11 protein-coding genes and 1 tRNA gene are annotated in these 13,011 nt (G+C 44.7%); 11 read left to right on the forward strand and 1 reads right to left on the reverse strand.

Annotated elements, in window-relative coordinates; all coding sequences use genetic code 11:
* Positions 1 to 2 precede the first annotated feature (2 nt).
* The 11 genes from PHN32_05255 (at position 3) to pfkA (ending at position 12,513) form a co-directional block, all read left to right on the forward strand.
* The gene (locus PHN32_05255) at positions 3 to 3,536 is read left to right on the forward strand and encodes a DNA polymerase III subunit alpha (protein MDD3776995.1); all 3,534 of its coding nucleotides are present in this window, start codon (positions 3 to 5) and stop codon (positions 3,534 to 3,536) included.
* Entirely contained in the window at positions 3,529 to 4,629 is a 1,101-nt protein-coding gene (locus tag PHN32_05260) for an NAD/NADP octopine/nopaline dehydrogenase family protein (protein MDD3776996.1), read from the forward strand. Before PHN32_05255 ends, PHN32_05260 begins: the two co-directional genes overlap by 8 nt.
* Positions 4,630 to 4,632: 3 nt before the next feature.
* Positions 4,633 to 6,255, forward strand: coding sequence for a cobalamin B12-binding domain-containing protein (locus PHN32_05265; GenBank protein ID MDD3776997.1), 1,623 nt, complete (start codon positions 4,633 to 4,635; stop codon positions 6,253 to 6,255).
* Between the two features lie 64 nt (positions 6,256 to 6,319).
* Positions 6,320 to 7,603 carry an ATP phosphoribosyltransferase regulatory subunit gene (locus PHN32_05270; GenBank protein ID MDD3776998.1) on the forward strand — a complete coding sequence of 428 codons (1,284 nt, stop codon included), beginning with the start codon at positions 6,320 to 6,322 and terminating at the stop codon, positions 7,601 to 7,603.
* Entirely contained in the window at positions 7,584 to 8,252 is a 669-nt protein-coding gene (gene hisG, locus PHN32_05275; protein MDD3776999.1) for an ATP phosphoribosyltransferase, read from the forward strand. The genes PHN32_05270 and hisG overlap by 20 nt, the downstream gene beginning before the upstream one ends.
* Entirely contained in the window at positions 8,230 to 8,820 is a 591-nt protein-coding gene (gene hisB / locus PHN32_05280; protein MDD3777000.1) for an imidazoleglycerol-phosphate dehydratase HisB, read from the forward strand. Before hisG ends, hisB begins: the two co-directional genes overlap by 23 nt.
* Positions 8,821 to 8,837: 17 nt before the next feature.
* Positions 8,838 to 9,455: an imidazole glycerol phosphate synthase subunit HisH gene (gene hisH, locus PHN32_05285; protein MDD3777001.1), complete on the forward strand. Its 618-nt coding sequence runs from the start codon at positions 8,838 to 8,840 to the stop codon at positions 9,453 to 9,455.
* Entirely contained in the window at positions 9,452 to 10,174 is a 723-nt protein-coding gene (hisA, locus tag PHN32_05290; GenBank protein MDD3777002.1) for a 1-(5-phosphoribosyl)-5-[(5-phosphoribosylamino)methylideneamino]imidazole-4-carboxamide isomerase, read from the forward strand. Before hisH ends, hisA begins: the two co-directional genes overlap by 4 nt.
* Positions 10,171 to 10,926 (forward strand): imidazole glycerol phosphate synthase subunit HisF, encoded by a 756-nt coding sequence (gene hisF, locus PHN32_05295; GenBank protein MDD3777003.1) that lies wholly within the window; start codon positions 10,171 to 10,173, stop codon positions 10,924 to 10,926. The genes hisA and hisF overlap by 4 nt, the downstream gene beginning before the upstream one ends.
* Before the next feature lies 1 nt (position 10,927).
* Entirely contained in the window at positions 10,928 to 11,542 is a 615-nt protein-coding gene (hisIE, locus tag PHN32_05300) for a bifunctional phosphoribosyl-AMP cyclohydrolase/phosphoribosyl-ATP diphosphatase HisIE (protein MDD3777004.1), read from the forward strand.
* A 5-nt stretch (positions 11,543 to 11,547) separates the two neighbouring features.
* Positions 11,548 to 12,513 carry a 6-phosphofructokinase gene (pfkA, locus tag PHN32_05305; protein ID MDD3777005.1) on the forward strand — a complete coding sequence of 322 codons (966 nt, stop codon included), beginning with the start codon at positions 11,548 to 11,550 and terminating at the stop codon, positions 12,511 to 12,513.
* Between the two features lies 1 nt (position 12,514).
* Here pfkA and PHN32_05310 read toward each other — a convergent pair.
* Positions 12,515 to 12,603: transfer RNA gene (locus PHN32_05310), tRNA-Leu, on the reverse strand.
* Positions 12,604 to 13,011 lie beyond the last annotated feature (408 nt).

Here is a 13,011-nt window from a genome sequence, read left to right on the forward strand (position 1 = left end):
ATATGGATTCAAGAAAGAATTTTGTTCACTTACATGTGCATAGCGAATATTCACTGCTGGATGGGGCAGTAAGAATAAAGGATTTGGTGGAAAAGGCTAAGCAGCTGAACATGCCGGCAGTGGCGTTAACCGACCATGGTGTAATGTACGGTATTATTGACTTTTACAAACAGGCAGTCAGCCGGGGCATCAAACCCATCCTGGGCTGTGAGGTTTACCAGGCTCCCGGAAGCCGTCTTAATAAACAGGCCAGCGGCAGTAATTTAAAGGACTCAGCCCCCTATCACCTTACTTTACTGGCTAAAAATATTACCGGATATAAGAATCTGATGAAGCTGGTAAGTTTTAGTTTTTTGGAGGGTTTTTACTATAAGCCCAGAATAGATGAAGAACTGTTACGCCAGTATAGCGATGGTATACTGGCTTTAAGCGGCTGCATATCGGGTAAGATTCCCAAAATGTTCCAGGCAGGCAGGGAGGATTTGGCCAAAAAGGCATTGGATACCTATTTGGATATTTTTGGCAGTGATAATTTTTATCTGGAAATACAGGATTCTGGTGTACCTGAGCAGGCAGAGGTGAATCGCCTGCTGGTAGAATTTTCCAGCAAATACGGGGTTCCCCTGGCAGCCACCAATGATGTCCATTACCTGGAGCAGGACCATTATAAAGCACATGATGTACTGTTATGCATACAGACCGGGTCTACCATAAACCAAACCGACAGGCTTAAATTTTCCTCCAATGAATTCTATTTCAAAACCTATGAGCAGATGTCTAATAAATTGGGCCATTTCCCCCAGGCTATTGAAAATACTTTGGATATTGCGGAAAAGTGTAATGTAGAGCTGGAATTTGGGCTAAGCCTGATACCACCTTTCCAGGTACCTGTATCTTTTAGCCCCGATTCCTATCTTAAGAAGATATGTTACGAAGGAGCAAAACAGAGGTATGGGCAGCTGACCACGGAAATCGGGCAAAGGTTGGAAAAAGAGCTTTCTGTTATAGAAAAAATGGGCTTTTCAGAATATTTTTTAATTGTCTGGGATTTTGTGCAGTTTGCCAAAAAGAACAATATCCGGGTAGGGCCTGGCCGGGGATCGGCAGCAGGAAGTATTGTGTCTTATGTTTTAAACATTACGGATATAGAACCATTAAAATATGGGCTTCTGTTCGAAAGATTCCTAAACGAAGAAAGAAAGAGCATGCCTGATATTGATATAGATTTCTGCTATGAGAAAAGAGGGGAAGTTATAAAGTATGTTACCCAAAAATATGGTACCAACAGGGTTGCGCAGCTTATAACCTTTGGTACCATGGCAGCCAGGCAGGCCATAAGGGACGCGGGCAGGGTACTGGAAGTGACCTATGCAGATGTAGACAAGATAGCCAAAATGATTCCTATGGAGCTTAATGTCACCATTCAAAATTCTTTGGATCAGGTTCCCGATCTAATGGAGCTCTACCAACAGGACAGCAAGGTAAAAGAGGTTATTGACACTGCAATTTCTCTGGAGGGCATATCACGGCAGGATTCCATACATGCAGCCGGAGTGGTCATTTCCGCCCAGGACCTTTACAACTATACCCCTATTCAGAGGGAGGGCAATGAAGATATAGTAACCCAGTACAAAATGGAGGATGTTCAGGAAATAGGGTTGCTTAAAATGGACTTTCTGGGACTGAAGACCCTTTCCTTGATAGACAAGGCTCTTTTCTTCATAAGCAAGACTAAAAATATAGAAATAGATACCGGCACTTTGAATCTGGATGATGAAAAAACATTTAAAATGCTGAGCGATGGAGAATGCCTGGGAGTTTTTCAACTGGAAAGCTCGGGGATGAGGGAATTGGTTATAAACCTTAAGCCTACCCGGTTTGAAGACCTTATAGCCTTGCTGGCCCTTTATAGGCCCGGGCCCCTGCAGAGCGGTATGGTTTCTGATTTTGTAGAAGCCAAGAATGGGCGCAAGAAAATTAATTACCCTCATGCCAGCCTTAAGCCCATACTGGAGAGCACGTACGGTATCATACTGTACCAGGAGCAGGTAATGGCTATAGCCAGCGAGCTGGCCGGGTTTACCATGTCTGAAGCAGATATCCTGCGTAGTGCCATCAGTAAGAAGAAGCGGAAGCTTTTGGCCAGGCAGAAGACCAAGTTCATGCAGGGGGCAAAAAAGAAAGGCATTGGTGAAAGTACCGCCCAGAAAGTGTTTGAGCTGATTAATCATTTTGCCGAATACGGATTTAATAAGTCCCATAGCACTGCTTATGCCATGATTTCTTACCAGACTGCCTACCTGAAAGCCAACTACCCGGTAGAATTCATGGCTGCCCTGCTCAGCATCAGGATGGGAAGCCAGGAAAAAGTGGCCCAATATGTAAATGAAACCAGAAGACTGGGCATAGAGGTACTTCCTCCGGATATAAATGAAAGTTATTCTGATTTTACAGTGGTAGTGGATTCTATTAGGTTTGGGTTGTCTGCTATAAAGAATGTGGGTTCCAATGTAATAGATGAGATTGAAAAGGAAAGGAAAAAAGGGGGAAAATTTGTAGATTTTATCGATTTTTGCCAGAGGATAATTTCTGCAGCTTTAAATAAGAAGACCCTAGAGAGCCTGATAAAAAGCGGTACCTTTGATTCCCTGGGGCACAGCCGTAAATTTTTGCTGGACCATTTTGAGAAGATAGTAGAGGAAACGCTTAAGGTAAGAAGGGACCGGGAAGCGGGACAGTTTTCCTTATTTGATACCCAGGAAGGTTCTCAGGATCCCGTAGTGCTGGGGGGTATTTTAGAGAAAGCGTCCAGCTATGGCGAGTTTGCCCAGAAAGAAATGCTTAATTTTGAAAAAGAAATGCTGGGACTATATATTAGCGGGCACCCTTTAATGGAGTACCAGAGAACCTTGGAGAGCCTGGTGCCTCTTAATCAGCTTTCACAGCTTAAGGATAAGAGCAATGTAGAAGTGGGCGGCGTTATGGCCAATATTAAATCCATTATTACCAAAAACAGTAAACAAATGTTGTTTGTTACCTTGGAGGATTTAAGCGAAAGTGTGGAAGTGATAGTTTTTCCAGCGGTGCTGGATCAGTTTAAAGAAGTTCTTCAGGAAGATAAAATAGTTAAAATAGCAGGAAGGCTGGATAAAAAGGAGGATCAGTTTAAAATCATAGCTTCCCGGATAAGCTTACTGGAAAAAGCTGTTCCCAATCCCGGCGTCCCTTCCAAAAAGCAAAAAGGTAAAAACACTGTTAATGACCGGGAGGAAAAAGTACTGCTGACCATTGAAGAGGAGTCTTTGTGCCATGACCTGGTAGACAGCCTTTACCAGCTGTTTAAGGAGAATAAGGGGCAGACCAGGGTAGAGCTAAGGATAAAAGGCAATAATGGGAACGGGGTTAAGGAATTTGATTTGCCCCTGGACTTCTGTATTGATTTTAACCAGGGTTTTGTAGAGAAACTGGAAAGCCAGTTTAAGCAATGCATTCACTGGCAGAAAATACCAATAGAGGAAAGGAGCAATTTTGCATGACCTCAAATTTGCAGTTATAGGGGCAGGACATGGAGGTAAGGCTATTGCTGCCCATTTAGCTATTAAGGGTTTTGATGTCAGCCTTTATAACCGTACCCTGATGCGAATAAAACCCATTATTAAACTTAAGGGCATAGAGCTGGAAGGGGAAGTTAGCGGTTTTGGCAAGCTTAAATTATGCTCCAATAATATAGGCAAGGTTATTAAGGGGGCGGATGTTATTATGGTGGTGGTTCCCGCCAATGCCCATGGCCCTATCGCAGAAAGATGCGCCCCTTACCTGGAAGATGGCCAGATGGTTGTTCTTAATCCCGGAAGGACCTGTGGAGCCTTGGAATTCCTAAATGCCTTACGGGCTCATGGCAACCAAAAGCAGGTCACGGTAGCGGAAGCCCAGACCTTTATTTATGCCAGCAGGGGCATGGGGCCGGCCACAGCCAGAATATTCAGGATTAAACAGGCTATTCCAGTGGCAGCCATACCAGCCAGCTCTACCGGCAAGGTATTAAAAAAATTAAATCAGGCCTTTAAGGAATTTATCCCTGGAAGCAATGTGGTAGAAACCTCTTTTAACAATATGGGAGCGGTTTTCCATCCGGCTATTACTATCTTAAATGCTTCCCGCATTGAATCCACCCTGGGAAATTTCCAATTCTATATAGAAGGAGTGACCCAGTCGGTAGCTTCAATTTTGGAGGCGGTGGATGAGGAAAGGGTAAAGGTAGCCCATAAACTTAATTGCACTAATGTATACTCTGCCATTGATTGGCTGTCCATGGCCTATAATGTGGTAGAGGACAATCTGTTTGATGCCATACACAGCAATCCTGGATATGTAGGGATAATGGCTCCCCGGACTACCAATGTCCGTTATATTACAGAAGATATCCCCATGAGCCTGGTCCCAATTTCTGAGTTTGGCAAAATTTTAGGGGTAAAAACACCAGTTATTGATTCCCTGATTAATATAGCAGATTCTATATTTGATAGGGATTTTAGAAAAATTGGAAGAAACCTTGCCTCCCTGGGGCTGGAGGGTTTAAACATAGCACAGATTAAGGAAATACTAATAAAGGGAAAGATACAGGAGTAGTATATGAAGAGAATATTAGGGGCCAGCATAGGCAGCTGCGTACATGTAGCGGGAGTGATAAATTTTTTGAACCTGGCCCAGCAGCATGGATACCAGACTAAATTTTTAGGCTCTGCTTGTGGTTATGGGCAGATAGTGGAAGCCATTGAAGCCTATCAGCCGGATATAGTAGCCATAAGTTACCGGCTTTCTCCTGATAATGCCCGTTCTTTATTCAAGCAGTTTAAGAAAGAAGTGGCAGACAAATACAAGGGCAGGGTCTCTTTTATCCTGGGGGGAACCAAGCCGGTAGCTGAAGCGGCTAAAGGGCTGGATCTGTTTGAGGCCATGTTTACCGGGGAGGAAACCAAAGACCAGGTAGTTTCCTATTTAAAACAGGGGAAAATAATCCAGGAAAACATACCACCTCCCCAAAATTTAGGGGACAGGGTAAAGTTCAAGTATCCCTATCCGGTTATCAGGCATCATTTTGGACAGCCAACCCTGGAAAGCACTATAGAAGGCATTGGCCGCCTGGCCCAGAGTGAATTAATAGACGTGGTTTCCATAGGACCTGATCAAAACACGCAGGAATATTTTTTTCACCCGGAAAAAATGGACCATAGCCAGGATGGGGCGGGAGGAGTGCCTCTCAGGTCCGAGGATGATTTCAGGAGTTTATACCAGGCTACCCGCAAAGGCAATTACCCTATAATGAGGTGCTACAGCGGTACCAATGATATATTGAGGATGGCCCGGGTCCTGGCGGATACTATAAATAATGCCTGGTGTGCAGTTCCTTTATGCTGGTACAATGAGCTGGATAATAGGAGCCACCGCAAGCTGAAAGAGGCTATTGCAGAAAATCAACAGGTAATGGCCTGGCATGGGCAAAGAAATATACCGGTAGAGGTTAATGAATCCCATCACTGGAGTTTAAGGTACTCTCCGGATTCAATAGCGGTGGCTGCTGCCTATCTTGCTGCCTACAATGCTAAAAGGATGGGGGTAAAGGTATATGTGTCCCAATACATGTTTAATACTCCTGCCGAAACCTCATTTACTATGGATCTAGCCAAAATGATGGCCAAGGTGGAATTGATTGAGGGCCTGCATGATGATAGTTTTACCAGTTTAAGGCAAACCCGGACCGGGCTATATAGTTATCCCACCAATTATCATCAGGGCAAGGCCCAGCTGGCTACTTCTACTATGCTGCAGATGCAGCTGGAACCGCATATAGTCCATGTGGTAGCTTATTGCGAAGCTGATCATGCCGCTACCCCGGAGGATATCATTGAATCTGCCCATATAGCCCATAAAGCCATTTCCAATTGCCTGGCCGGGTGTCCCAATATGAAAGATGATGAAAGGGTACAGGCCAGAAAAAGGCAACTTATGGCTGAGGCTAAACTTATAATAGGGGCTATACGGAAGCTGGATTTAAATAATATCCATGAAGATCCCTTAACCAGTCCCCAAATAATTGCAGAGGCTATTGGCAGGGGCATACTGGATGCTCCCCATTTGCAGGGGTTAGAGGCGGCCAGCGGCCAGGTAAGGACCATGTTTATAGACGGTGCCAATATGGCAGTAGGTCCTGATGGGGAAATTTTAACCGAGGAGCAGCGTTTAGCCTCCCTATAATTTTACTTTTAAGGTAAAATATAATATTATTCAAAACTTATATTAAATATTTACAGGGTAGACTATGTTTGAATCTGACCAGGAAAATTTAATAGTCAAGCTGCCTTACGGTTTCAGGGATGTTTTTCCTACAGAATGCCGGGAGCGCAAGGTTATAGTAGATATTATAGGCCAGCAATTCAGGCAATGGGGCTATGGAGAGGTAAAAACCCCTGCTGTGGAATATACCAAGAATATATCTACCGGGGCGGGCGACAGCTGGTCACATAAGCTAATAAATTTTTTTGATATTGACGGCAGCCTGGTTTCGCTAAGGGCTGACATGACCATACCCATAGCCAGGTTAGTAGGAATGAGGATAAAAAGACCTCAATTGCCGGTAAGATTTTGCTATTTTGCCAATTCGTTCAGGCAATCAGCCCTTCAGGAGGGAGTAAAAAGGGTATACAGCCAGGCTGGCCTGGAGCTCATAGGTACCGATAGTTTTACTGCTGATGTAGAGATCCTTACTATCTTAAACAAGGTGCTAAGGGTCCTGGGCTTCAAGCAGTACAAGATAGGATTGGGACAGCTTCAGATAATTGAAGGATTGTGTGAGTGGCTGGGGCTGGGGCCTAAGGACAGCCGCTTTTTAAAAGAGAGCCTGGTTAAAAAGAATTTTGTACTAATCAGTGAGTTTTTAGAAGGGGTTGATAAAAGTAAAACCGATTTGTTTATGTCCCTGATAAAACCCCAGCAGGACTTAAATTTTTTAAAAAAGGTCCTGGCCCGCATCAACATTAGCAGAGCGGATAAAGGGTTGGCCTACCTGGAAAGGGTATACCGGGTTTTAGAAGAACTGGGCTTTGGCCCTAATTTACTTATAGATTTAAGCATCCTGAGGGAATTTGACTATTACTCTGGCCTTTTGTTTGAAGTTTATTCCGCCCTTACCACTGACCTTATAGGTAATGGGGGACGCTATGACGGTTTGATAAGAAAATTTGGCATGGGGGTAGCGGCAACCGGGTTTGCCCTGGATTTGGATATGCTGCATAAATCCATGGACAGCAGCATCCTGGCTCCCTTTATGAAAGACTTCAAGCTGCTGCTGGGAGGCAGTAGGTCTGATTATGCCGCTTTTGTGAAGCTATCAGAAAAGGTGAGGGAAAAAGGTATAAACGTGGAATTATATGAAGGTAAAATAGAAGATATAGGGCCGCAGGCCCAGCTAAGGGAAGCAGGCCTGGCGGCTGTAATGTCTGGGGACCTGTCCCGGGTAACAGTAATACAGGCCCAGGACGGAAACCGCACTGAAATGACAACCCAAGATTTTTTAAAATATTTAGATGGAACCAACAAGACTTAATATAGCCATACCTAAAGGGTATTTAAAGCAGGAGTGCATTGAGCTTATGGGCGCAGCCGGTTATGATATGGACAACCTGTCCCAGGATAACCGCAAGCTGTTTGTGTATTCCCCCCGCAAGGATATAAAGTATGTTATTGCCAGGCCCATGGATGTGCCGGTTTACGTGCAATACGGGGCTTGCGATTTGGGCTTTGTGGGCAAGGATGTACTGGCAGAGCGGGAAAGCAAGGTATATGAACTGCTGGATGTGGGTACGGGAACCTGCCGGCTTATTGTGGCTACCCGCAAGGATTGCGTGCAGACGGTAAAAAGCCATTATGAGCATTTTGGATCCATAAGGATTGCCACTAAATATCCTAATCTTACCAAGAAATATTTTGACCGTAAGGGAATGCAGGTAGAAATAATTAAACTTCATGGGTCAGTTGAGCTGGGGCCCATATTGGGAATTGCTGAAGAAATAGTAGATATTACTGCTACCGGGGAAACTTTAAAGGAAAATGATTTGGTAGAGATGGAGACTATCCTTACTTCAACTACCCGCCTGGTAGCCAATATGGTAAGTTACCGGGTCAAACATGAAGCAATTAATGAGTTTACACAAAGAATAGGTAAGGTAATCAATGGAAAAACAAAGCCGAAGTAGCCAGATAAACAGGAAAACCCTGGAGACTAATATACTGCTTAAACTGGATCTGGATTCTGCCAGCCAGGCAGATATAGATACCGGGCTGCCATTTTTTGACCACATGTTGGCCAGCTTTAGCAGGCATGGGGCTTTTGGCCTGCAGGTTAAGGCCAGAGGGGACCTGGAAGTTGATTCCCATCATTTAGTAGAAGATGTGGGAATATGCCTGGGGCTGGCTTTAAAGGAATGCCTGGCCCTAAAGCAAACTATCCGCCGGTTTGCCCATAGCATGATATGCATGGATGATGCCTTGGTAACAGTAGCAGTGGATTTAGGGGGAAGGTCTTATCTGAAGTTTAAGGTTGATATGGCAGTTGAAGATATTAAGGGTTTTAATACTGCCGTCACTGAAGACTTTTTTAGGGCCCTGAGTGCCAATGGCTGTTTTAACCTCCATATAGACAAAAATTCCGGTATTAATTCCCACCATATAATAGAGGCCATGTTTAAGGCAGTGGGCATAGCTTTGCACCAGGCTACCCGGATAGAAGGAAATAGCATACCTTCTACTAAAGGGACGCTGTAGCTGTTACCCCGGGGACTATGATGTATATAGCAGTTATAAATTACAATATGGGTAATATAAGCAGTGTAGAAAATGCCTTAAAAAGCCAGGGAGCTAAAGTCAGGGTTACCTCTGATGCTGGTGTAATCAGGGGAGCAGCGGGAGTAGTCCTTCCGGGGGTAGGGGCATTTTCTGATGCTATGGCTAACCTCGGCATCCTGGGTCTTGAAGATACAATCAGGCAAGCAACCCGTAATCAGCCATTCCTGGGTATATGCCTGGGAATGCAGCTGTTGTTTGACTATAGCTTCGAGGATGGAAAAACAAAGGGCTTGGGAGTGTTTGCCGGAACCGTGGAAAGGATTCCGGCGGTAGTCAAGGTGCCTCATATGGGTTGGAATAATATTAATATGGTAAAACCTGATCCCTTATTGGAAAACCTGGATTTAAACCAGTACTTTTATTTTGTACATTCCTATCATGTGGTGCCTGAAGACAAATCGCTGATAGCCAGCACTACCGGCCATGGGATAGAAATGGTGGCTGGCATATACCGGGAAAAGGTGCATGCATTCCAGTTCCACCCGGAAAAAAGTTCGGTTTGCGGGCTTAAGGTATTAAAAAACTTTATAAATTTAACCCGGAAGGATAAATGATGCTGCTTATACCGGCCATAGATCTCATGGGGGGAGCCTGTGTAAGGCTGCATAAAGGTAAATTTGATACTAAAAAGGTATACCACCAAAATCCGGTGGAGGCAGCCTTAAGGTGGAAACAGGCAGGAGCAACCTGGATCCATATAATTGACCTGGACGGAGCCAAGACCGGTAAGCTGGAGAACCTTAAAGCGGCGGTAAAGATTAAGGAAAGCACCGGGGTCTCGGTACAAATGGGCGGGGGCATAAGGGATTTACAGAGCCTCAGCCAGGTCCTTGATGCAGGAATAGACCGGGCCATACTGGGCACCAGGGCTATAGAGGATTCTGGTTTTTTGCAGCAAGCCAGCTTGCTGTTTGCAGAAAGGATTTGCCTTAGCCTGGACTATGACCGGAAAGGCAGGATTTTAAAAAAGGGCTGGCAGCAGGATTCGGGCCTGGATATCTTTAGGTTTGGGCGCAGTTTGCATGACCTGGGGCTGGAGTATGTCATAGTAACAGATATCAGCAGGGACGGTACCTTAACAGGGGTTAACAGCCCTATGATCAAGTCCATTATGGAAGCAACTTCCCTGAAGCTGATAGTGGCGGGAGGCATATCCAGCATGGAAGATATAAGGGTATTAAAAAAGCTGGGAGTGGCGGGAGCCATAACCGGCAAAGCTATTTATGAAGGAACCATAGATCTAAAACAGGCAATTAGGGAGGCTGCAGAATGATAACCAAAAGGATAATACCCTGTCTGGACGTCAAGCAGGGCAGGGTAGTTAAGGGAGTAGGATTTGTAGATTTAAAAGATGCCGGTGACCCGGTAGAACTGGCGGCTTTTTATGACCGTGAAGGGGCAGATGAGGTGGTTTTTTTGGATATAACGGCCTCTCATGAAAGCCGGAAAACAGTAGTAGACCTGGCCGCCAAGGCAGCTAAAAAAGTATTTATCCCCTATATTATCGGAGGGGGCATTAATGAGATAGAGGATATCAGGGAATTGCTGAAAAAAGGGGCGGACAAGGTTTCCATTAACACTGCCGCTGTAAATGACAGCTCTCTGGTCAGCAGGGCGGCCAGGATTTTTGGCAGCCAGTGCATAGTAGTGGCTATAGATGCCAAGGCAAAAGGAGACAGTTGGGAGGTATACACCCACGGGGGCAGGACCCCTACCGGAATGGATGCAGTGGAATGGGCGCGTAAAGTAGAAAGCCTGGGGGCAGGTGAGATACTGCTGACCAGTATGGATAAGGACGGAACAAAGGATGGTTACGATATCCCCCTTACTGCCGCAGTTACTTCTGCAGTTAACATTCCGGTAATAGCTTCAGGGGGAGCAGGCAATCTCGAGCACTTAAGAGATGTTATCCTGCAGGCGGATGCTGATGCGGTACTGGTAGCTTCCATATTCCACTACGGGCAGCATACGGTAAGGGAAGCCAAACAATATTTAAAATCTCAGGGAATTAATGTAAGGATTTAACATGGCAAACAAAACAAAACTTATACCGGCAATAGTTCAGGACTATAAAACCAAGCAGGTGCTTATGCTGGCTTATGTCAGTCAAGAATCTTTAGAAAAAAGCCTCCAGACCGGTACTACCTGGTTCTGGAGCAGGAGCAGGAACCGGTTATGGAACAAAGGGGAAACTTCTGGAAACTACCAGACCATAAAGGAGATAAGGTATGACTGTGACCAGGATGCTTTATTGTTTTTGGTGGAGCAAAAGGGACAGGCTTGCCATACCGGTAACTTTAGCTGTTTTTACCGCCGGCTGGAAGATGGCGGTGCCGGCCTTAAGTTCAAGCCGGATACTGAACCGGATATAGTAAAGGAACTGCATCAGGTAATTTTAGACAGGATTGCTGAAAAACCAGCTGATTCCTATACCTATTCTTTGCACCAGAAGGGCCTGGACCAGATACTCAAAAAAGTGGGGGAAGAGTGCATTGAGGTAATACTGGCTGCTAAACACCAGCAAAAGACGGATGTAGTATATGAAATAGCTGATTTAGCCTACCACCTGCTGGTGCTTATGGCTGAAAAAGGTATCCAGGTGGAAGATATTTATCAGCAGCTGGAGCAAAGGAGGAGGTAGATTTAATCTTGGCAAAGAAAAGAATAGCGCTATTGACCAGCGGGGGAGATGCCAGCGGGATGAATGCAGCTATCAGGGCTGTAACCAGGTATGCTATTTACAGAGGGCATGAGGTGCTGGGTTTTTATGAAGGCTATAAGGGCCTTATAGAGAATAATTATATCAAGCTGGATTCCAATAACGTAGGGGGTATTATTGACCGGGGCGGTACCTTTCTGTATTCGGCCCGTTCCAGCGAGTTCAAGACCGAAAAGGGGCTGCAGAAAGCAAAGGACAACCTGAAAGAAGATGGAATAGAAGCATTGATTGTTATGGGGGGAGACGGGACTTTCAAAGGAGCTCACGATCTGCACCAGAGAGAAGTACAGGTAGTGGGTATACCTGCTACCATAGATAATGATATAGCAGGTACTGACTACAGCATAGGTTTTGACACCGCCCTAAATGTGATCATAGATCTTATTTCCAAGATCCGGGATACTGCTTCATCCCATGACCGGTTGTTTGTAATAGAGGTAATGGGCAGAAATTCAGGCATGATTGCCATTAATGCCGGGGTGGCCTGTGCGGCGGATTATGTGCTTATACCGGAAATGGAATTTGACCTGGTACAAATTTCTGATGAAATTAAACATCACCGACGGGCCAAGAGGCATACACTGCTGGTAGTAGCGGAGGGGGTAGGCAATGCCCATGATATTGCTGCTTCCATAAAACTATTGGTGGGGCATGAAGTTAGGGTATCAGTGCTGGGCCATATTCAGAGGGGAGGCTCTCCCACCCTGTTGGACCGGGTACTGGCAGCCCAGTTTGGGCAAAAGGCAGTAGAAGCCATAGAAGCGGGCAAAAGTGATTGCATGGTGGCTTACCATGGCCGGGAAGTAAAATTAGTAGACCTTAGCTATGTGTTTGACCATAAAAGGGAAATAGATAAAAACCTTTATAATTTGGCCTTGATTCTATCTAGATAAATGGTGCCGAAGGTCGGGGTCGAACCGACACGGACCTCGCGGCCCACTGGATTTTGAGTCCAGCGCGTCTGCCAATTCCGCCACTTCGGCCAGCTAAAATCATACTATCATTCCTGATTATAATCAAGGCGGGATTATATAAAAATTTGACAATTTTCAATAAAAAGATTATATTTTTTTCACAGACGCCATTAAGTTTTTATGAAACTTAGTGGCGTTTATTGTTTAAAGAAAAAAAATAGGCATAAATTGCCATCTTTTTAATCTTTAGTTTTGCACTCCGGCTTATTAGTAAATTTAATAAACCATGCTGGTATGCCTTATTGTAAATAATTCTATTTTTTCCAAAGAAATAGAATTATAATTATCTGCATTTATTATAATTCCGGCACCTGTTACAAATCTATTTATCTTTATCTTTTACCGCTGCCGGGAATAACAGGAACCTAAAAAAATTTTACCCAGATTACAAAATTTGGGCAGGGAAGGATACTAGTA

Source organism: Actinomycetota bacterium, from assembly GCA_028698215.1.
Classification (GTDB): domain Bacteria; phylum Actinomycetota; class Humimicrobiia; order Humimicrobiales; family Humimicrobiaceae; genus Halolacustris.